Source organism: Bdellovibrio sp. HCB117 (genome assembly GCF_047305915.1).
GTDB lineage: Bacteria > Bdellovibrionota > Bdellovibrionia > Bdellovibrionales > Bdellovibrionaceae > Bdellovibrio > Bdellovibrio bacteriovorus_B.
This window is the reverse complement of the sequence record NZ_CP178622.1, coordinates 2,845,783-2,865,901: the sequence shown is the minus strand read 5'-3', so window position 1 is coordinate 2,865,901 and position 20,119 is coordinate 2,845,783. Positions and strand designations below refer to the sequence as shown.

The window sequence follows — 20,119 nt, the reverse complement described above, 5'->3', positions numbered from 1 at the left end:
TGATGAAAATAAGACCTTCGTCGCACTCTCTTTTGTGAGGGAATCTGCTAAATTTTAAAGATGTTTATCGACGTTGTACGACCGGAAGCTTGGGAAGAATTAAATGATCAAGTCAAAACCGCCTTAGGTTTGGAACCCAAAGCTCGTGCACGTAGTTTTCCTGGTATTGCCTCTGCTGTTTTTGAAATTTCACAAAGCACAGCACAATTTATGTCCCATAAAAAAGCCATCGGTGTGATTCAGGGGCAAACTTCTGTGTTCGAAAGTCTGCTTCCTTACTACTACAAAGAAACTTACGAAGTGGCTGCGCTTTCACATTTAAAACTTCACGATGTGAAAGAATGGGTCGAGAGTTTAAAGAAAGAAACTTGTTTTGTTCTATTTGCCGAAGATCATCCGGTGACCGGAGAGGTTTTTCCGTTCGCAGAAGAACTAGACAAATTGCTCAATGAAAAACGCATCTTCTCTTTTCGCGTTTCCCACGCAAAACATTTTCAAGAGTCGATGGCAATTCGTCCTTACACTGTCCGGTTATGCTCGTACACGCCCTCGGTGGCGGTCGCTGTTGTCGGAGAAAGATTTCGTTCGCCCGCGATGATGGCGCAGAACATGAGTTGGAAGGCGGAAGCCTTTGTTAAGGAACTTTCTGAAGCGCGTAGCGAACATCAAAGCAACCCCCTGTTAGTCGAAAATTTCGAAAAAGAAATTTCAGTGGTAGCTAGTTTGTATTTTCAATCTGGAGCTGCTCGTTTGTTTGATCGCGCCGTTTTTAGTTTTTCGGATGTTAGCGCGGAAGCCGTTGCGGAAAATCTTTTTAATAAACTGGGTCTTTCAAAAGCTGAGGGCTGGCAGAAAATGGCGAGCACCAATATGTGCCACTGGTCAGCTATAAAAATGTTTCGTCACTGGTGGGAGCCCACACCAAGCCTTGAGCAACTGCGCGGCCTGTTGATTGTGGGATTGGATCTTCTGAATACAAAAGACTTTGCCAAGCTTGTGATATCTTCGTATGAAGAAGTAAAGCTTCAGCAAAGTTGGGACGTGTGACTCAAGGCAAAGACCGCTTCATCATTCTAAGAAAAATCAAATACTCGGAAGCCGACTTGATTCTTCACGCGCTTTCGCCAGTAGGGGAAAAGCTGTCATTCATCGCTCGGGGTGCCTTGAAAAGTAAAAAGCGCTTCGGTGGGGGAGTGCTTGAACCCACCCATTTCGTGAGTTTCACCTATAAACAGGCCGAGGAAGGACAGCTGAATGTTCTTCAAGAAGCGACTCTGCTGAACGACTTCCCTGGTATTCGTAAAGACTATGACCGCCTGGAACTTGCTCTGCACATGATTGATTGTGTGAGCAAAGTCAGTCAGGAAGGTGATAAATCTTCTGAGTTTCTTTTCAACCTTTTAGGGAATGCTCTAAAGGCTGTCGAGACCGCAAAGGATCCTCTCGTTTTAAAGATGCACTTTTATATCAAGTTTCTTCTTCAGCAAGGTGTTGTGAATGCAGAACCTTGGATGGCGCCTTTCTTTAAGGCTCATCTTGCGGATACGGACAAGCTTGCTCCCCAACGTGGACTTGTGGATCAGGAACTTCGCAATGTCGAAGCTATGGTCCGCCACTATCTTGAACACGCGACTCTGTAAAACTAAGCGACAATTTCGAATATGCTTTATACCTATTACAAGTTTTGCACGGCGAATTTTGATCTACGACGAAGATAGCTTATAAAGGCCTCTCTCGGAGGTTTTATGAAATTCGTATCCTCACTTATCGCGATAGTTTTATTTTCAAACATGTCTCACGCTCAGGGTCTACAGCAGTTCCTAGGAGCTTACTCCGTGAACCAAGAAGAATGTGAATTAGCTCCGGGAAAAAGAGCTTACATCAGTTATAGCAAGCAGACGTCTAATCCGAAGGACATCGAGATCAACGTTTACGGCGAAGAGGCTGTAGGCTTTCTTTTAGAAGAAGGTTTTCGCCGCGTAACTTTAAAGGAAGGTCATTACTCTGCTTATGACGTTGTCGGAACCGTCGACGGAAATGTTCTTACTCAAAAAACTATCATGTATCCTCTTGTCGGTGAGGCCTATCTTTCAGAGACTTATATTCTTACGAATTACGGTGATAAAGTGGTTTTGGCGCTGGATGAAGGCGCGGGTTATCAGATCACGTGTGAATTTATCAGAAAGTAATCACTTTCCTTTTCCCAGAGGATGCAGATTTTCAAGCGTCCTCGCCAATTGATCGATCCCTAAATGAGTGTATTTTTCAGTGGCCTGCAGACTTTCGTGGCCCAATAGCTCTTGCAACGTTCTTAAGTTGGCTCCGCTAGATAATAAATGAGTCGCAAAACTGTGACGAAGAGCATGCGGATGCAATGGCTTTAAAAGCCCTGCACGCTGACCACTTAATTTTACCATGTCGTAGGCCGTGCGAGGGTTTAGCGGTTCTTCGCCAAAGACGAATTCGTTGAAGCCACTTTCTTTCTTCCATGTATGCAGCACTTGCACCGTCAAAGTGGGAAGAGCAATCACGCGCTCTTTAGATCCTTTACCTGTCACACGCAGAATTTTCTGCGCCATGAAGACTTCGGACCATTTTAGATTGCAAGCCTCACTGACGCGCAGGCCACCACCATAAAGAAGCAGGAATAAGACCTTTTCTTTCAGTGAAACCTCTTTGTCGCTATCAAAGCTTTTAAAAACTGCCAGAGCTTCATCGACGCTTAGAAAGTGCGGAAGTTTTTTTGGAACCTTCGGACAAGTGATTTGCAGAGACAAATCTCTCTCGGTCAGTGACTCGTCAAAAGCCCAGGAAAAGAAGCTTTTCAGAGTGGCGGCTTTGCGATTCCGGGAGGCCAAAGAAAGGTGAGCCCACTGGTTGAAGGCTCTGCGAGCCGTAGCCAGCAGTTCAGCCTCGCTCAAAGAAGCCGACGAATTCTCATAATTAAAAGCCTGCTTAAGATCTAAGCTATAGTGCTTGATTGTGAGGGGGGAGGCCGACTTCACAAAAGTCATGAATTTCAGATATTTATCAATGTTTTCGGCCAGTTTAAACGGCTTTGCCATGATGCTGAAATCCTATGGGTTGAAGCATAGGCCCTAAAAAAAATTTAACGCCATGCAAAAATTTACTTGCAAAACTTACACGACCAAAGTTATAACTCAATGCGTTGCTGCGGTGTATCAGAACGAGATATTCAATCTGAGACACCCACCCAGATTTATAAAGTACGTTACCGAAAGGTGGAACCCATGAACGATAACAACTCTATGATCTTGCCCTCTTCTCAGAATGCAAATCAAGTGATGTGGAATACAAATACAACTTCCAAAGTTTTGGAAAACAAGACCATCGTCTACCAATCTGAGGTGATGGGAAGCTTGATGAAGATGATCGACCGCGTGGCTCCTTCCACGGCGAACATCCTAGTTCTTGGTGAATCTGGAACGGGTAAAGAACTTATCGCTCGTTCTATCCATGATCGTTCTAACCGCAAAAACAAAGCTTTCGTAGCTATCAACTGCGGCGCTCTTCGCGAAACTCTTCTTGAGTCTGAACTTTTCGGTCACGAAAAAGGTTCGTTCACGGGTGCTTACAATCGTAAGATCGGTTTGGCTGAAGCGGCTAACGGCGGAACTTTGTTCCTTGATGAAATCGGTGAGTTGGATCCAGCGATCCAAGCTAAACTTCTTCGCTTCATCCAAGAAGGTGAAATTTACCGCGTGGGTGGTAAAGACCCTATCAAAGTAGACATTCGCTTGATCTGTGCAACGAACAGAGAGTTGGACCAAGAAGTTGTTAAAGGTAACTTCCGTGAAGACTTGTTCTATCGTATCAACACGATCGTGGTCAGTGCTCCGCCTCTTCGTCGTCGTAAAGAAGACATCCCGGCGTTGATCAACCACTTCTTGAACAACTCTCAACACGCGTATTTGAATCGTGGTCGTTCAGTGAATGAAGAAGCGATGAAAGCTTTGATCCGTTATGATTGGCCAGGAAATATCCGTGAGCTTCAAAACGTGTGCGAAAGACTTCAGATCCTTTCTGAAGGTCACATGATCATGTTGAACGATATTCCAGAGAATATCCGTAACGGTGAGACTGAAAAAGATGTGATTGAGTATGATCCTACAATGACTCTTCACGACCTAGAGAAGCGCTATATCTTGAAAGCTCTAGCGCACTTTGGTGGTAATAAAACTCAAGCAGCTAACAACTTGGGTATTACGATCAAGACTCTTTATAACAAACTTCATGAGTACGGCGAGTTCGAAAAATTCGCAGTTCACACGAAGCCCATGAAATAGATCTTAAGTACGAAAGTACGAGTATTACTAGCTAGCCCGAGGTGGTTTTCTCTCTTCCCACCTCGGGCTTTTTTTTGCCTAAAAACTATCCAAGCCAGCGTTTTCACGAGCCAAACTGAATTGTCACTCTGTAAAAACCCTCGCCACGTCACCGACCTAAAAACCGTATTAAAACGAGATGACGTGGCCTATGCCTTGCAAAACATAGATCCGGATTAAGAGGTTTATATGAAGAACATTCTTGCATTGGTCCTAGTGACTTTAACATTTGCAAACCAAGCACAGGCTTGGGGAAAACGTGACAGACAAGTGCCACCGCCGGCGCCTCATTACGTTTCTCGTGAAGAGTGTTCAGCAAATCTATATTCCCAACTAGGTACTTTCGAGTCGTTGACGGATCAAGCTTGTTCTTACGGCCGTACTGATTTCGAGTTCCAAAGATGTACGGTTGAGTTGGCTCGTTATAAATTTGGCGACGGCAAAGTAGATGTTGCTGGTTTTTTCTGCGCAAAAGGAGTTTTGGATTCTCGAGTTCAAGACTGTACTCTTCAATTGTCTGCGAAGGTTTCAAAAGACTATCAAGACTATTTCGTTTCTATCTGTTCGCAGGCGGTGAACCCACGCTTTGCTGAGTGCGCAGCTGATATGTACATCAACGGCGGACAAGAATTTGAAAACCTTCGCGCGACGACGGATGTCTTAAGACTTTGCCGTAATCAAACCAACTTTGAACTTAACACATGTATCAAAGATGGAGTTCGCCGCGGTCAGAACTCAGATATCGTCGCAAGAGCATGCTTAGAGAAACACGATCCAGAAATCAAGGCACGTCGAGAAGCACAACGTCGCGCTGCCGAGCAAGCGCGCCTCGAAGAACAAAGACGTCAGCAAGAAGCGCAAAGAGTGGCAGAGCAACGTCGCATCGAAGCACAGCGCGAAGCTCAACGTAGAGCCGAAGAACAACGTCGCCTTGAAGAGCAACGTCGTCAGTCACAAACTCAAAATCAAGAACAAGCTCGCAGACAAGAAGAGCTAAGAAAACAAGAAGAAGCTCGTAAAAAAGCGGAAGAGCAAAAACGAAAGCAAGAGGAAGATAAGAAAAAAGGTTCTTCGTCATCTTCGGGCACTTCGACAGGCTCCACAGGATCTACGAGCACAAACTCAGGTACTGGCAGCACGACAAAAACGGAAGAACCTGGAGTGATTCCACCTCCACCAACAACAACGATCGACGATCTTCCGGCGTTCGACGAATAAAACAAAAAACCCACAGCTCTCACTGTGGGTTTTTTATTTTTTCAGTTATAAAATATTTTATTTATCAAAAAGGCGAGAGTAAGTCCTTACGAAGCGAGCGGCTTTCTCTCCGGTGACTTCAGGCGGTTCCTCATGCAGGATATGATCGAAAAAGAAAATCCCGTCTAAAAAAGTATCAAGATGTTCACAGATCTCTAAGACATTGGCGCCTTCTTTCAAGCGGCCCTTATCAGCTAACATTTGCACGCGATCAATAAGTTTAGGGTCAATGAGCAGTGGAATCGTTTCACGTGCTTTCTTTTTAAATTTTCTATCCACTAGACACTGCGAAAACACGATACGCGCAAACTCTTCGTGCATACATCCTTGGTTCACACGAAAGCGCACATAATTTTCAAGTTCCGCAGCTAAGGTATTCTGGGGAGGGTAGGGAAGTTCGTCTTGAATAACTTGCTCTAAGAACTTTTCAATAATGGCAATCAACAAACCTTCTTTGCCATCGAAGTAACGACCGATCAGTGATTCATTCACGTCGGCTTTCTTTGCGATCATTTTTGTCGTTGCACCATTAAATCCGTTTTTCGCAAAGATCTCTAAGCCTGCCTGAATCAATCTTTCTTCAGAAGCAGAACGGTCCCTTTTTTTGCCCTTAACATGAGCAGGACTTTCGTCATTTTGGATCTTAACTTGAGATGAATCCGTCATTGAAAATCTCCTGACATTTCAATTAAGTAATTGAAATGTCTTATCTTTATATAATGTATCATAAGCTAAATCAGTACGCAAGAAAGTAATTGATTGCATACTTAGGGGTCTTCGGTTAGGTTAAGTATGTAAGCGATTACATAACGGAGTTATGAAATGAAAAGATCCGACGTTTTAAACATTGCTAGCTTCTCGCTGATTCTCGCAGCCACCCTGGTTGGAAATTCGGCGTCCGCAATGAATCTGAGTGAATATCTCGATCAAGTTAAACAACATAGTTTAGGGTACAAGGCGAGCTCTGAGCAGGCCGAAGCTTCTCAACTAAAGACACGCGAAGCAGACTTGTTCTTTACTCCGCGTCTTTTTGCCAATGCAAGAATTGGCTACGACGGTAAAGAGCCTTTTGGTTCCACCATTACATATGATGAACTGAAAATGCAGAATTACTCTTTAGGAGTATCTCAAGATTTCAGTTTCGGTCTTGAAACAAAACTTTCCTATGCGATGGATCGCACGGAAGTTGTCGGAGCAGATCTTCCAGCAGGAATTCCGAACAGCTTTTGGGATGCGACTCCGCTTCTAGAACTAAACATGCCTCTTTGGGGAAATGGTTTCGGTCGCACGGCACGCGCGAATGAAGAATTGACTCGCCAACAAAATGTCGCAGAAAAATTCGGAGCAGAGGCAGAGTCTGTTGGAACTTTGGTTGAAGCCGAAGCGGCTTACTGGTCACTGGCATCAGCTCAGGAACTTGTGCAAGTTCAGAAACGCGCTTTGAAACAAGCTCAAAGTATTTTGGATTATGTCTCTCGCAAAGCTCGTATGAACCTAGGCGAAAACGCCGACGTTCTTCAAGCCAAAGCCATGGTGGAAGCCACTATCTTCGGAGTGCAACAAGCCGAAAATAGCGAAAAAGCCGCTCGTCGCGCCTTCAACACTTTCCTAAACAGAAAAGCAGAAGAACCAGCTCCGGCATTAGACGGTATCAACTATTCTTCTTTAGGAACGGTTGAAGTTCCTAAAGCAAGACCGGGCGATCGCTATGATGTGAAAGCAGCCGAAGCACAGTCCCGTTTGGCGCAAGCTTCTGCCAAAGTCACTGAAGAGAAAAACAAACCGACATTAGATCTTTATGGCAGCTATGCTTTGAATGGTCGTAATGAAGAATTAAATGACGCTTTAAAGGCAGCGGGTGAAGACGGCAGAGACACGGCTTTCGTAGGCCTGCGCTTCAATCTTCCCTTAAATGTTTTCGCTTTGAACGATGCGAAAGCCGGAGCACTGAAAGCGAGCAAAGCGGCAGAGTTTTCTTACCAAGCAAAACAATTCAATCAAGAACAAGAATGGACGAATTTAGTAGAACAAATGGCGGAAGCTAAAGAAAGCCTTCGTTTGGCTACAAATATCGTCAACGCGCAAAAAGCCAAATTGGACAATGAGCGCACACGTCTTCGTCAGGGAAGAACTACGACTTATCAAGTTCTTCTTTTTGAACAAGACTTCTCGCAATCTGAAGTGAACCGCGTGCAAGCGGCCGCTCAGATTCTTGGACTTCAAGCTAGAGTTAAACTTTACCAAGCCTCTGTTGAAGGAGGAAAATAATCATGAGCTTACCTAAGATATCTATCAGCAGACCCATCTTTACAGCCTGTGTGACGATTGCCATCATCGTTGTGGGTTGGGCCTCTTTCAAATCGATGAGCGTGGACTTATTCCCGGACGTCAGTATCCCGGTTGTCACCGTTCAAACAACTTATCCTGGTGCGGGACCTTCCGAGATTGAAACCTTGGTCAGCCGTCCGATCGAAGAAGAAGTGAGTACCATTTCCGGTATTAAACGTCTGACTTCTAAAAGTTTAGAAGGTGTTTCACAAGTTATCGTCGAGTTCAATAGCTCGGTCGACGTGAAGTACGCTGAACAACAAGTGCGTGATAAAGTAAATATCGCAAAACCAAAACTTCCAGACGATGCTGAAGATTCTGTGATCAAAAAGTTTGACCCGTCAGACACCCCGATTTTGATGGTGTCTTTAACGGCGAACAACCTGAATGATGCGCAACTTTTCGATATCGCGGACCAGTTTATCAAGCCACGTCTTGAGCAAGTGAACAACGTCGGTGCCATCGAAATCTTCGGGGGCCGTGAGCGTGAGATTCACGTGATCTTGGATCGCAATAAGCTGCGTGCGCGTGAAATTTCTGTCAGCCAAGTGGCTGGCCAAGTCGGCGCTTCAGGCGAAAATATTCCCAGTGGTAAAGTGGAACAACAAGGTGGTAAAGAGCTTGTGTTCCGTGGTCTGGGAGAGTTCCAGTCCGTGCCCGAAATTTCAGACACTCTTGTGAATCTTTACGGAAACGAGGTTCCAACACGTGTCGCTGATCTAGGTAAAGTTGTCGATACCATGCAGGATGAAAAATCCCGCGCTTATTTGAATGGCGAAAAAGCGTTGTTCTTACAAGTGTATCGTCAATCCGGCTCAAACACCGTGCGTGTGGCTGACGACGTTATTAAACAATTAGATCGTATCGGACCTGAATTGGCGAAGCTTGATGGTGCGCCCAAAGTTCAAGTCGTGACGAATGGTTCAATCAAAATTAAAGATAATATCTATGACGTGAATGAAACGATCATTATCGGTATCGTTCTTACGATCATCACCGTGTTCTTCTTCCTGGGCAGTGCGCGTTCAACATTGATCACAGCCCTTTCGCTTCCGATTTCCTTGATCGGTGCCTTCATGATTATGAAGGTGGCAGGATTCTCGATTAACATCGTATCGATGCTGGCATTGACTTTGGCCGTAGGTCTTCTGATCGACGACGCCATCGTGGTTATCGAAAATATTTACCGTCGTATGGAGCTCGGCGAGGACTCACTGACAGCGGCAGAAAAAGGAACAACGGAAATTCAAATGGCCGTTATGGCCATCACTCTGGTTGTTATCGCCGTATTCGTGCCGGTAGGTACAATGTCGGGAACTATCGGCCAGTTCTTAAAACAGTTCGGTATGACTGTCGTGTTCTCTATGGCTATCAGCTGGTTCGTGGCGATGACGATCATTCCAATGTTAACGGCTTACTTTGGTGGTGCAGGTCACGGTGCCGGTCATTCTCCGCAAGATCATAATACACTTTATGGTAAAACGCTGGGTCGCTTGGTGCGTGGGTTTGACCGCTTCCAAGGCTGGTTAGAAAACGTTTACGAAAAATTATTGCGTGTGACTTTACGTCATCCATTGATGACGATTGGTGCGACGTTCATGGTGTTCGTACTTAGTATCTATACTGTCACTAAAGTTCCTGGTGCCTTTATCACGGATGACGACTCGGGTGAGTTCGCCGTCACATTGGAAATGGAACCAGGCACAAGCTTAGATGGTATGAATAAAGTAGCGGACGAAGTGGATAATATTCTTCGCGCGAACCCTGAAGTGAACTACACGGCGAAAATCGTGGGTAGCTTGTACGGGGAGTCTAATAAATCACAGTTCTACGTGCGTATGAAAGACGGCAAAGAGCGTGGTGAGTTAACGACGGAAGAATTCCGCGATAAGATTCGTAAACAGTTAGCTGGTTTCACAAACGCAAATCCGGTTGTGAAACAGTACGATGCGTCCGGCGGTATGGGTGATCAACCATTCGTTTTGAATATTATCTCTGCAGATCCCAAAGAATTGGAAGCTTCAGCAACGAAAGTTCTCGCGACAATGAAGGCGGATCCGCGCTTCAAAGACGTGGACTCTAACTTCCGCCCTGGTAAACCCGAAATGCAAGTGCATGTGAAACCAGGAGCTGCAAAATTATACGGTATTAACACGAAAACAATGGGTGGCGAATTGCGTGCTCAAGTGGAAGGTTTAACACCGGCTAAGTTCCGTGAAAAGGGACGTGAATATGAAGTGCGTGTGCGTCTGTTGCCAGAGCAACGTGATATTAAACAAGCCTTCAACCAAGTTTATGTTCCCAACGTGAACGGAAAATTAGTGAAGCTTTCTGACGTAGCGACAGGCGACTTGGCGACGGGCCCTGCATCTATCGAACGTCAAGACCGTGGTCGTTATATCCAAGTGACAGCGGGTCTTGCGCCGGGCGTAGGTTTAAGTGATGCCGTGAACGACGTTGTTAAATCTATGACAACGGGTCCAAATGCTTTCCCTCCAAGTGTGCGTTACACATTCGGTGGTGATGCGGAAAACATGCAAGAGCTTATGACATCAACGGTTCTGGCTCTTGGATTTGCGATCATGTTCATCTACTTGATCCTTTCAAGTCTGTATGAGTCCTTCATCACGCCGATCACGATCATGGTGGCCTTGCCACTGGCTCTGTGTGGTGCGTTCCTGGGCTTGTTCTTGATGAGCGAAACATTAACGATCTTTGCGATCTTTGGTTTCTTCATGTTGATCGGGGTTGCCGGTAAGAACGGTATCTTGCTTGTCGACTATACGAACCAAATGATGGCGCAAGGTAAATCCAGAGCGGAAGCTTTGGTCGAAGCTGGTAAGACACGTCTTCGTCCGATTTTGATGACTTCCTTTGCATTGATCGCAGGTACACTGCCTGTGGCGATCGGTATGAATGAGGCTTCGAAAACTCGTACGGCGATGGGTGTGGCAATTATCGGCGGTATGATTTCATCAACGATTTTGACTTTGATCGTCGTACCTGCGGTGTTCACTTATGTCGATCGCTTCAGAATTTGGGCTAATAACCTGGGTTCTCGATTCACGACACATATGAAGAAAGAAAAAGCAGATCGTCATGTTGAAGTGAAAGTGGGCTCTGAATCGAAAGGTTCTGTCGAGTCCAACGAAGTAGGTTTGTCAGAAGGATAATAGAATAGGAGTATGTTATGGCTAAATTATTCATTCAAACTCTGCCTTCTAAAGAAGAACTAAGAGTCTCGGCGTCGCGAATCCACGACGCCGTGGATTCACAAGCGCTCTACGCGAATCTTCTTTTCATGAAGGTGGCAAATGACATGGAAAACTATTTAGATAGTTTGCTAGCGCCGCACAACTTGTCCAGCGGTCGATTCACGTTGTTGTTCCTATTAGGGGACGCACCAGAGGGAATGATGCCTTCTGAGCTTTCAAATCGCGTGGGCGTAACTCAGGCCACGATTTCAGGACTCATCAATGGACTTGAGAAGGCTGAATTGGTGAAGCGTGAGTTGCATGAAAAGGATGGACGTTCTTTCGTGATCAAGATCACAGAGAAGGGACAAGCTTTGGTGAAGGAAATCTTCCCGCAATGGGCGCCAAAGATTTCTACGTTCTGGAATCAGATCAACAATGAAGACTTAAACAGATTCACTGGGGTTCTGGAAAACATGGTGAAAAGCACGGGTGTTTTAACCAAATAAAAAAAGCCTCCTGAGAAGGAGGCTTTTTTCTTTTTAGTAGCAAAGATTTAGTTGTCGTACTTGTCTTTATTCACTTCGTAGCAAGAAAACTCACTGCCATCTTTACCGATCAGTGTGTAAGAGTCATCGCCGTTTTGAGCAATCACATTTCCTTTAAGGTCGAAAACCAATCCGTAAGCGTTGTCACCTGGATAAGACTTTGTTTCCAAGTATACTTTGCCGGTTTTACGAGATGTCAATTTAAGGATGTAAAGTTCATCGAAGCCATTAGCAAACGCAGCTTTGACGTCCTCAAACGTAAATTCTTTAGGTTCTTCAAAGCTGATGTAGTTTAAGTGAGCGTTGAGCATCTTAAGCTCAAGTTTAGAAACGCTTGTTGCTTTTCTTACATCAAAGATTTCTTCAGTGATAAAAAGTTCTTCGCTAGGTTCATAAAGTTCTAAAGTGCAAAGCTCAAGATTTGCGGGTTCTTTAGTTGCAGCAACAGCCGAAGTAGTAGAGGCCAAAATCAAGGCGATAGATAAAAGTGTTTTCATGGATAGCTCCGTTTTGTTAATGACGAAGTATCTATCGTCCTTTACGTCCTTCCGCAATAAAATAGGAAACAACTATATATGCACTAAAAGAATGATAACAAATACGTCATGCTTTATTCGGAAGTCTGCGGCCCGAATCGAGAATGCAACTGATGCGGAAATAGCTGCAATTTATGCTAGAGTCCCAATTCTGTGCACCAGTTCTGAAAGATCCCCATTGTCATGATAGAGGCCGAAACCAAAACGCAACCGGGTCCCTCGAGAATCCGTTTGGACTTTTGCTTGCTTAAGCTGGTGAACAAGGGCCTGAGTGGCTTCAACGCTAGGACACTCAAAAGTCAGAAAGTGTCCGTGCTCGGTGGTGGCAGACGCTGAGATAAATAGATTCTTGCGGTTCAATACCGGATGTTGAAGTTCTTCTAAAGAAGCTAAAAAGGTCCGTTGATTGTCTTTGATCACTTGATGGATTTTAGCGACATTCAAACCCTCAGATTTAAATTTTTCTAAAACCGCAATCAGGCGGTAAAGTGCGGAAAAATCCATCGTGCTTCCCGCATATTGAAGGGCATCTTGCGGATATCCCACTTGATTGCCTACCGCAGATAGGTGAGAAAGTTCTGCAAACCAGCCGGTATGAAATGGGCGGTGTCGCGTCTGCGGTGGAACATAAAGAAAGCAAGCCCCTTCGCCACCTTGAGCATATTTATAAGAACCCGCGATATAAAAGACGCGATCTTGAAGCGCAGAAAAATCCAAAGGTACAGCCATAAAACTATGGTACCCATCAATAACGAACATGCTTCCTTGCGGAGCTTTCGTGGCTAAGCGATGGACCTCGCAAACCAAGCCCGAGTTGAAGAACACATGGCTTAAGAAAATCAGATCCCAAGTACCGCGCGCCATCTCGGCTTCAAATCTTTCGTGGAAAGTTTCAAATGGTAAAGTCGGAACTTTGACCACTTCAAAATTTTCCATCTCGGAAAGGCGGTTGATCTGACGGTCAAAACTGTAAAACTCGGAATCCGTCGTTAAAATACGGATCTTCTTTTTCCAATCCAAAGAGCTTAACAGTCGAAATACGAACTCGTGTGTATTCGGCGCAAAAACGATTTGCTCCGAATGCGAGATATTTAAAACCTCGGCGATCAGCTGCTGCGCCCTTGGCACCTTCACCGAAAAAATATGCGCCCACTTATCATCCACGTAACGAGCAGAATCATCCCAATACTGAATATGAGCGTCCCGAGAAACATCCGGCCAATAGTGATGACTGTGGCAGGCAAAATGAAGTTCTTGGGGATGGGCTTCTAAAAAACGCTGGTAAAGATGCTTGTACATATAAAAATCATAAACAAAACCGGGGGCGTTGACTACAAAGACCGGTCACTTCGCGCTACAATATCGACATGACTCTTCTAGGCATTCTCTTATTTTATTTTCTAGCGGCGGAACTGTATGTTTATGGATTTTCCCGCAACGGCTCACTGACTGATTATGACTACATTCTTTTATTGGGTGCGAACGGGGATTTAACGAGTACCGTGACCCGCGATCGCGCCAGCAATGCGGCAAAAGCTAAAAGTCGTTGGCCGCATGCGCAGCTAATACTTTCTGGCGATGAAAGACGGGGAGAAGTGGCCGTCTATAAAATCCTTCTAGCGAAGGAAGGTCATACGGACTTTCTGGAAGAACGTGAAAGCAAAAACACCTGGGACAATATGCAAAACAGCCGGCCTTTAATGGCTCAGACAGATCCCAGAGTTTTGATTGTCACATCAGAGTATCATCAACCGCGAGCCTTAGCGATGGCTCGGTCTTTAGGAATGAAGGCAGAGGCGTTTGGAGAAGATCCTCGCAGATACAAAAAAGCGCTCTTGTTTTTCATCAAAGAGCGCTTTTCCAATCTTAAATATTTTCCGCAAATGCTCTTTCATAAAATCTTCTAGAAAGAGCTTCGCAGTTATTTAGATTTCAGAATTAGAAGTAACCTTCGTCGTCGCCGAAGTCTTCATCTTCATCGTCTTCGTCGTCGTCATCATCGTCAGATGAAGTGACGTCTTCAGACTCTTCGTCTTCTTCGATAGAACCTTCTTCGTCTTCAGATTCCATGTCTTCGTCATCGGATTCAGTTTCCCACTCGTCGTCAGAACCAGTGTCTTCTTCTTCGATGTCGATCATGTTGTCCATTTCCGCTTCGTCGTCGAAATCAGAAGAGATTTCTTCAACTGCCGGAGAAGTGGAAGGTTTCAATACTTCAGCAGCACCCGCGCCAACGGCTGCGGCTTTAGCTACTTTTTCTTTTTTTGGAGCCGCTTTTTTCGCAGCTGGTTTTTTAGCAGCAGACTTTTTCGCAGCTTTTTTGGGAGCTGCTTTTTTAGTAGCGGCTTTTTTCGTCGCAGCTTTTTTAGCGGGTTTTGCTGCTTTTTTAGTGGCAGCTTTCTTCGCTGGTTTTGCAGTTTTCTTAGTTGCTTTTTTAGCAGCAGCTTTTTTAGCAGGTTTTTTTGCTGCTTTTTTAGTTGCGGCTTTCTTAGCTGTTTTCGCTTTTTTCTTTGCCATTGATCGCTCCCTGAAAATGCTAGAAGTCAAACTTCGTTCAAAAATGATTAGCCCCCTTAGACTAGCGACATTTAAGGGGGCAGGCAAAGAAAATTAGAATGAGATTTTCAGAGTCTTGTTTAGTTGATAATACCACTCAAGTGATCATCAATGATTGCAGCCAAGTCATTCGGCATCAAGAAAGACAGGAACAAACCACCGTTGTTAACGCCTTGCTTAGGCACGATGGTAAAGTACCCCAGGGTTCTGGTACCTGCTTGGTTTTTAATCGGAGCAGTGATGCCCACATATTCAGGAAAGAATGAGCTTTCCACGAAGAGTCCGACCGCATTGACACCTAAATAAAGGTAGATCTTGTTGCTGGAGTTCTGATTAAGACCCAGGGCTAGGGAAGGGTATTCTCCGCTCGGCATCATTGGCAATGTTCGGCCACCAGGCAAAGTCGTTGCCGGTGGGAGGGTCACTTTGTCTTTCACGATCAGGCGCAGCGGAATGCTGACGGCTACGCGAGCTTTCTGTTGCGAGTCCAGAACCGTCTTCACCGAAACACCTTTGACGCTAGGGACATCAATGTACACGGAACTGAAAGGTCCAGGAGGCAAAGGAAGATAAAGAAGAAGTGCCTTATTAGCCTTGTCCAATGCCAGCACTTGCTCATTTTCATAAGTACCGCTGCCAACATAAGCATTCATATCTAATTTATCGAACGCACTCGGTACAGGCGGGGGAGTGCCTTGGCCAGAATCATCGCCCGGGGTTACAGATCCCTGGCCTGAATTGCCGTCCGTAGCCAAAGTTTCAAAGCCGCCTTTACTGCAGGCTGCAAGTAGGGATGTCGTCATCAATGCCATCACCAGTAATCTTGCTGTTTGCGCCGTGTTCATAGAATTCCTCCATGCTTCTTACATATTTTCGGCGGAAATTCCTGGATACTTGAGCTAAATATTTGAAATTATTGGTAAATAAGTTTTACAGTTTTTTGAAGAAGTCAAATCTTGGACAGGGTGGTGTCTAAACTTTGTTCGCTAAGCAGATTCTTTTGGTGTCAGTCCTTCGCCAAAAAAAGAAAAACCCGATGAGCGAACTCATCGGGTTTTTAGTAAGTTACGTTTTTAAGCGCTACTTCAGTTTCGGGCGTCGCCCTGCACTCTGTGCGCCTAGCGCAATTAACCGATCAACTTAAGAGCCAATTGGTTAGATTGGTTAGCTTGAGCCAATGTTGAAGTACCAGCTTGCAACAAGATGTTGTTACGAGTCATCTCTGAAGATGCTTGAGCAACGTCTGTGTCACGAATACGGCTGTTAGCTGCAGACAAGTTCTCTTGAGCAACACCTAAGTTGTCAACAGTCGAAGTCAATCTGTTCTGAAGGGCACCAAGGTTAGCGCGAGTTCCAGAGATTGAAGTCTGAGCATTATCAAGCATTGCAAGAGCATCTTGAGCGCCTTCTTTAGAAGAGAAGTCTACACCACTCAATCCAAGAGCGTCCAAAGTTGCAACGTTCTCACCAGCGTTGAAAGAGATACGATCTTCTTCAGCGTTGTTGAACAAACCAACTTGGAAATCAAACTTCGGAGATGAACCATCTAGAAGTTTAGTAGTACCCCAAGTAGTTACAGAAGAGATACGTTGAATTTCAGATTTCAATTGCTGAACCTCTTTATTCAACATGCCACGCTCTGTTTCACCAACAGTGTCAGAAGCCGCTTGGATTCCCAACTCACGAAGACGAACCACGATGTTACCGATTTCGTTCAAGCCACCCTCAGCAGTTTGAACCATTGAGATACCATCGTTCGCATTTCTTTGAGCTTGTGCTGCAGAACGAATCTGAGCTTTCAAGCCTTCAGAGATCGCAAGACCTGCTGCATCGTCTGCCGCTTTATTGATACGGCTACCAGAAGCAAGTTTCGCCATTGAGTCGTTGATCGCTCTTTGTGAACCAACTAGGTTACGTTGAGCATTGATCGCGCTGATGTTAGTTGTTACTCTCATTCCCATTTTAAATTCCTCCGTTAATATTTATTTTTCATTTTCAATACCCTCCTTGATTTGTTTTTTTGGCTTGGCAGAACCTACTCTGCTTCGCCGAGCACTGACATCCGAGTCTGTGCTAAAAGTAATGGCCTTTTTATTCTTTCGAACCTTTTCGCTGGAATTTCTAATCAGGGATCTTTCCCTTTATTGTTCCTGCTTCCAGCGCTTGAACAATCTGTTGTTCTTTTCTATTTCATCCTTGAAGGCCCTCCTTTCGGTTACACAGAGAGAGTGACCTTCTCTCTCTGACTCCTTCTGAGTGAATCATTGATACACATTTGATCGGGATTTGAGACGATGTCTTGACAGGACGTCAGGCGGGTTTTGTCTTTTTTCTACAATACTAGTCTAACGACAGATCGGGGAATCAGGACGTAAGATTGTCCTGAACCACTTAGATACAATACTTTCAGATGGAAAACCGGGATTTTTCTGGGCGAAGGCTCAGTCAATTTCTAAGAAGCGACAAAAGGCCATATTGCCCGCAGTCTCGTACTGGTGAGTTTGGACCGCACGAAGGTGATTTTGCGGGTTGTAGCCAATGGTGCAAACGACTTTTTCGCCATCAAAGTGGGAACAGTCCTCACACGAAAAGCGTGTTTCATAGCGCATGTAATCTTGAGGGTTCACAGTGTCTTTTTTAATAGAAGGGTGGATTCGCGGCTGCGATTTGTTTTTTCCCTTGGGATTTACGATTCCCACAGCCATTCTTAAAACCCTCCATTGACAAAGCTAAAATAAGACTCATCCTTTATTCCAGATGGAGGTTGTATGAGCAACGATATTGAAAAAATGACGCGAAAAAGCCAGGAGGCCATGCAAGCGGCCGCAAAGTTGGCTGAGCGTAAAGGCAGCCCCTCTGTCGAACCAGAACATCTTCTTATGGAGCTGGTGCAGCAGTCCGAAGGCATTGTTCCTCGATTGCTGGATAAAGTGGGCGTGCAACAGGCCCAATTCCTGACGGAACTTAGAAACAAAATTGAGCGTTTTCCGCAAGTCACCGGCGGTAGCCAAAAGCTTTTTGCCAGTGCCCGATTAGAAAAAGTCTTTAAATTAGCTGAAGATGAAGCCCAAGCCTGGGGAGATTCTTACATCTCTACCGAGCACTTCTTCCTTGCGATGTTAAAAAGCGGGGACCCTGAATTAAACGGCCTGTTTAAAAAGAATAAGGTTACTTCGGATAATATTAAGCAAGCCTTGCAGGAAATGCGCGGCAATCAAAAAGTCACGGATGACGATCCTGAAAACAAATACGAAGTTTTAAAGAAGTATGGACGTGATCTGACGGCTCTAGCGGCCGAAGGAAAATTGGATCCTGTCGTAGGCCGCGATGAAGAAATTCGTCGCGTGGTGCAAGTTCTTTCTCGTCGTACCAAAAACAACCCGGTTCTTATTGGTGAACCCGGGGTGGGTAAGACGGCGATTGCTGAAGGATTGGCTCTAAGAATTATCAAACACGACGTGCCCGACAATTTAGTTGGTAAGAAACTCATGTCTTTAGATATGGGAGCTTTGATCGCCGGCGCCAAATACCGCGGTGAATTCGAAGATCGTTTAAAGGCGGTCATTAAAGAAGTGACCTCCAGTGATGGGCAGATCATTTTGTTCATTGATGAGCTTCACACGTTAGTAGGTGCAGGGAAGACGGAAGGCGCAATGGACGCCGGCCAGCTTTTAAAACCTGCCTTGGCTCGCGGGGAATTGCGCTGTATCGGGGCGACGACGTTAGATGAGTATCGTAAATATATCGAGAAAGACGCCGCGCTTGAAAGACGTTTCCAAACAGTGATGGTGGAAGAACCGAGTGTTGAAGACGCCATTACCATTTTGCGCGGCTTAAAAGAAAAATACGAAGTTCATCATGGTATTCGCATCACCGATTCAGCGTTGGTTTCGGCCGTGAAACTTTCTCATCGTTATATTACGAATCGCTTTTTACCGGATAAGGCCATCGATCTTATCGACGAGGCGGCAAGTAAACTCGGTATTGAAACTCGCTCGGTTCCTGAAGAGATCGATAAGATCGAACGCGAACTGATGCAGCTTCGTATCGAAAAAGAAGCATTGAAGAAAGAAAAGGACGAAAGTTCAAAAGAGCGTTTGGGAGTCATCGAAAAAGAACTCACTCGCTTGAACGCGCAAAACCAACTTTTGCGTGAGCAGTGGGAGTTTGAAAAAGGTGGCATTGATCAGATTAAAAAACTCAAAGCCGACATCGAGGATTTGAAGCTTGCAGTGTCACGCGCTGAGCGCGAGGGCGATCTGGGGAAAGCGGCTGAACTGAAATACGGAAAGCTTCCCGAAGCTGAAAAGAAACTCAAAGGCTTGGAAGAACGTAGCAAAGAGCAAAAGAGCACGACGGAAAGTCGCATGTTGAAAGAAGAAGTCGGCCCGGAAGACGTGGCCGAGGTTGTGGCGAAGTGGACAGGTATTCCGGTCAGCAAAATGCTTGAAAGTGAGTCCCAAAAACTTCTGAACATGGAAGACGCTTTGAAGAAACGCGTAGTCGGCCAAGATCATGCATTGACGATAGTTTCGGATGCCATTCGTCGCGCACGCGCTGAAATTTCAGATCCGAATCGTCCTATTGGAACCTTTATGTTCTTGGGGCCAACAGGTGTGGGTAAAACTGAAACGGTCAAGGCTTTGGCGGAATTCTTATTCGATGATGAACAAGCCGTCGTTCGCATTGACATGAGTGAGTACATGGAAAAACACTCTGTGGCTCGCTTGATCGGGGCACCTCCGGGATACGTGGGTTACGAAGAGGGTGGTCAATTGACAGAAGCCGTTCGACGTCGTCCTTACAGCGTCGTCCTTTTGGATGAAGTTGAAAAAGCTCATCCGGATGTCTTTAACATTCTTTTGCAAGTGTTAGATGACGGGCGTTTGACAGATGGACAAGGTCGCACTGTCGACTTTAAGAATACGGTTTTGATCATGACCTCCAACGTTGGCTCGCAGTCGATTTTGGATCCAGCCATGAACGAAAATGCCAAGCGAGAAGCGGTGAATGAAGCTTTGCGCGAACGTTTCCGTCCAGAGTTTTTAAATCGTATTGATGAGATCGTGATGTTCCATTCTTTAGGTGAATCACAAATCTCTGGTATTGTGAAAGTGCAGTTAGACCTTGTTGCGCAAAGATTGAAAGCGAAAAAGATCAATATTGATTTTGATCAAAGCGCGGTCGATTTCTTGGCAAAAAAAGGTTACGACCCGGTGTACGGAGCCAGACCTTTAAAACGTGCGATTCAGTCAGAACTTTTGAATCCGCTTTCCAAAGAGATTATTTCTGGCAAAGTAAAAGCCGGTGACACCATTCATGTCAAAGGGAACGGACAACAACTGAGCTTTTAA

Annotated in this window: 18 protein-coding genes; 10 read left to right on the top strand and 8 right to left on the bottom strand. The window is 45.2% G+C overall.

What is annotated here, in order from left to right; genetic code table 11:
* Window positions 1-60 precede the first annotated feature (60 nt).
* From ACLWBD_RS13635 to ACLWBD_RS13625, 3 genes are all read left to right on the top strand, one after another.
* Window positions 61-1,047 (top strand): hypothetical protein, encoded by a 987-nt coding sequence (locus ACLWBD_RS13635; RefSeq protein WP_413568558.1) that lies wholly within the window; start codon window positions 61-63, stop codon window positions 1,045-1,047.
* A complete protein-coding gene (gene recO / locus ACLWBD_RS13630) occupies window positions 1,044-1,640 on the top strand; it encodes a DNA repair protein RecO (protein WP_063204919.1) in 597 nt (198 codons plus the stop codon). Before ACLWBD_RS13635 ends, recO begins: the two co-directional genes overlap by 4 nt.
* 105 nt (window positions 1,641-1,745) lie before the next feature.
* A complete protein-coding gene (locus ACLWBD_RS13625) occupies window positions 1,746-2,189 on the top strand; it encodes a hypothetical protein (protein ID WP_413568556.1) in 444 nt (147 codons plus the stop codon).
* Here ACLWBD_RS13625 and ACLWBD_RS13620 read toward each other — a convergent pair whose 3' ends face one another.
* Window positions 2,190-3,065, bottom strand: coding sequence for a tyrosine-type recombinase/integrase (locus tag ACLWBD_RS13620; RefSeq protein ID WP_413568555.1), 876 nt, complete (start codon window positions 3,063-3,065; stop codon window positions 2,190-2,192).
* Window positions 3,066-3,251: 186 nt separating this feature from the next.
* On the opposite strand from ACLWBD_RS13620, the gene ACLWBD_RS13615 reads away from it, so the two are divergent.
* Window positions 3,252-4,307, top strand: coding sequence for a sigma-54 interaction domain-containing protein (locus tag ACLWBD_RS13615; RefSeq protein WP_373998108.1), 1,056 nt, complete (start codon window positions 3,252-3,254; stop codon window positions 4,305-4,307).
* A gap of 228 nt (window positions 4,308-4,535) precedes the next feature.
* Window positions 4,536-5,564: a hypothetical protein gene (locus ACLWBD_RS13610; RefSeq protein ID WP_063204915.1), complete on the top strand. Its 1,029-nt coding sequence runs from the start codon at window positions 4,536-4,538 to the stop codon at window positions 5,562-5,564.
* A 57-nt stretch (window positions 5,565-5,621) separates the two neighbouring features.
* Here the strand turns inward: ACLWBD_RS13610 and ACLWBD_RS13605 are convergent, their stop codons facing one another.
* A complete protein-coding gene (locus ACLWBD_RS13605) occupies window positions 5,622-6,269 on the bottom strand; it encodes a TetR/AcrR family transcriptional regulator (protein WP_063204914.1) in 648 nt (215 codons plus the stop codon).
* Window positions 6,270-6,425: 156 nt separating this feature from the next.
* Here ACLWBD_RS13605 and ACLWBD_RS13600 point away from each other — a divergent pair, with 156 nt between their 5' ends.
* The 3 genes from ACLWBD_RS13600 to ACLWBD_RS13590 are packed head-to-tail and all read left to right on the top strand — an operon-like array spanning window position 6,426 to window position 11,634.
* A complete protein-coding gene (locus ACLWBD_RS13600; protein WP_413568554.1) occupies window positions 6,426-7,871 on the top strand; it encodes a TolC family protein in 1,446 nt (481 codons plus the stop codon).
* 2 nt (window positions 7,872-7,873) lie between these two features.
* Window positions 7,874-11,104 (top strand): efflux RND transporter permease subunit, encoded by a 3,231-nt coding sequence (locus ACLWBD_RS13595; RefSeq protein ID WP_413568553.1) that lies wholly within the window; start codon window positions 7,874-7,876, stop codon window positions 11,102-11,104.
* A gap of 17 nt (window positions 11,105-11,121) precedes the next feature.
* A complete protein-coding gene (locus tag ACLWBD_RS13590) occupies window positions 11,122-11,634 on the top strand; it encodes a MarR family winged helix-turn-helix transcriptional regulator (RefSeq protein WP_063204912.1) in 513 nt (170 codons plus the stop codon).
* A 47-nt stretch (window positions 11,635-11,681) separates the two neighbouring features.
* Here the strand turns inward: ACLWBD_RS13590 and ACLWBD_RS13585 are convergent, their stop codons facing one another.
* Together ACLWBD_RS13585 and ACLWBD_RS13580 are read right to left on the bottom strand one after the other, a co-directional pair.
* Window positions 11,682-12,170 (bottom strand): hypothetical protein, encoded by a 489-nt coding sequence (locus ACLWBD_RS13585; protein WP_063204911.1) that lies wholly within the window; start codon window positions 12,168-12,170, stop codon window positions 11,682-11,684.
* A 171-nt stretch (window positions 12,171-12,341) separates the two neighbouring features.
* Window positions 12,342-13,508 carry an aminotransferase class V-fold PLP-dependent enzyme gene (locus tag ACLWBD_RS13580; RefSeq protein ID WP_413568550.1) on the bottom strand — a complete coding sequence of 389 codons (1,167 nt, stop codon included), beginning with the start codon at window positions 13,506-13,508 and terminating at the stop codon, window positions 12,342-12,344.
* 68 nt (window positions 13,509-13,576) lie between these two features.
* On the opposite strand from ACLWBD_RS13580, the gene ACLWBD_RS13575 reads away from it, so the two are divergent.
* Complete coding sequence (locus ACLWBD_RS13575; protein WP_413568548.1) at window positions 13,577-14,116, top strand: YdcF family protein; 540 nt, start codon at window positions 13,577-13,579, stop codon at window positions 14,114-14,116.
* Window positions 14,117-14,147: 31 nt separating this feature from the next.
* On the opposite strand, the gene ACLWBD_RS13570 is transcribed toward ACLWBD_RS13575, so the two are convergent.
* The 4 genes from ACLWBD_RS13570 to ACLWBD_RS13555 form a co-directional block, all read right to left on the bottom strand.
* Entirely contained in the window at window positions 14,148-14,726 is a 579-nt protein-coding gene (locus ACLWBD_RS13570; protein ID WP_063204908.1) for a hypothetical protein, read from the bottom strand.
* Between the two features lie 119 nt (window positions 14,727-14,845).
* A complete protein-coding gene (locus tag ACLWBD_RS13565; RefSeq protein ID WP_063204907.1) occupies window positions 14,846-15,610 on the bottom strand; it encodes a hypothetical protein in 765 nt (254 codons plus the stop codon).
* Between the two features lie 282 nt (window positions 15,611-15,892).
* Window positions 15,893-16,726, bottom strand: a complete 834-nt coding sequence (locus ACLWBD_RS13560) for a flagellin (protein WP_063204906.1) — start codon at window positions 16,724-16,726, stop codon at window positions 15,893-15,895.
* 480 nt (window positions 16,727-17,206) lie between these two features.
* Complete coding sequence (locus ACLWBD_RS13555) at window positions 17,207-17,470, bottom strand: hypothetical protein (RefSeq protein ID WP_063204905.1); 264 nt, start codon at window positions 17,468-17,470, stop codon at window positions 17,207-17,209.
* Window positions 17,471-17,533: 63 nt separating this feature from the next.
* Here ACLWBD_RS13555 and clpB point away from each other — a divergent pair, with 63 nt between their 5' ends.
* Entirely contained in the window at window positions 17,534-20,119 is a 2,586-nt protein-coding gene (gene clpB, locus ACLWBD_RS13550) for an ATP-dependent chaperone ClpB (protein ID WP_413568545.1), read from the top strand.

Bases quoted from the DNA above. Each gene is read 5' to 3' on its own strand.
- ACLWBD_RS13580 (WP_413568550.1), bottom strand. From the start codon at position 13,508: ATGTACAAGCATCTTTACCAGCGTTTTTTAGAAGCCCATCCCCAAGAA.
- clpB (WP_413568545.1), top strand. From the start codon at position 17,534: ATGAGCAACGATATTGAAAAAATGACGCGAAAAAGCCAGGAGGCCATG.
- ACLWBD_RS13570 (WP_063204908.1), bottom strand. From the start codon at position 14,726: ATGGCAAAGAAAAAAGCGAAAACAGCTAAGAAAGCCGCAACTAAAAAA.
- ACLWBD_RS13590 (WP_063204912.1), top strand. From the start codon at position 11,122: ATGGCTAAATTATTCATTCAAACTCTGCCTTCTAAAGAAGAACTAAGA.
- ACLWBD_RS13555 (WP_063204905.1), bottom strand. From the start codon at position 17,470: ATGGCTGTGGGAATCGTAAATCCCAAGGGAAAAAACAAATCGCAGCCG.
- ACLWBD_RS13620 (WP_413568555.1), bottom strand. From the start codon at position 3,065: ATGGCAAAGCCGTTTAAACTGGCCGAAAACATTGATAAATATCTGAAA.
- ACLWBD_RS13635 (WP_413568558.1), top strand. From the start codon at position 61: ATGTTTATCGACGTTGTACGACCGGAAGCTTGGGAAGAATTAAATGAT.
- ACLWBD_RS13560 (WP_063204906.1), bottom strand. From the start codon at position 16,726: ATGGGAATGAGAGTAACAACTAACATCAGCGCGATCAATGCTCAACGT.
- ACLWBD_RS13605 (WP_063204914.1), bottom strand. From the start codon at position 6,269: ATGACGGATTCATCTCAAGTTAAGATCCAAAATGACGAAAGTCCTGCT.
- ACLWBD_RS13600 (WP_413568554.1), top strand. From the start codon at position 6,426: ATGAAAAGATCCGACGTTTTAAACATTGCTAGCTTCTCGCTGATTCTC.
- ACLWBD_RS13585 (WP_063204911.1), bottom strand. From the start codon at position 12,170: ATGAAAACACTTTTATCTATCGCCTTGATTTTGGCCTCTACTACTTCG.
- ACLWBD_RS13615 (WP_373998108.1), top strand. From the start codon at position 3,252: ATGAACGATAACAACTCTATGATCTTGCCCTCTTCTCAGAATGCAAAT.
- ACLWBD_RS13625 (WP_413568556.1), top strand. From the start codon at position 1,746: ATGAAATTCGTATCCTCACTTATCGCGATAGTTTTATTTTCAAACATG.
- ACLWBD_RS13575 (WP_413568548.1), top strand. From the start codon at position 13,577: ATGACTCTTCTAGGCATTCTCTTATTTTATTTTCTAGCGGCGGAACTG.
- ACLWBD_RS13610 (WP_063204915.1), top strand. From the start codon at position 4,536: ATGAAGAACATTCTTGCATTGGTCCTAGTGACTTTAACATTTGCAAAC.
- ACLWBD_RS13565 (WP_063204907.1), bottom strand. From the start codon at position 15,610: ATGAACACGGCGCAAACAGCAAGATTACTGGTGATGGCATTGATGACG.
- ACLWBD_RS13595 (WP_413568553.1), top strand. From the start codon at position 7,874: ATGAGCTTACCTAAGATATCTATCAGCAGACCCATCTTTACAGCCTGT.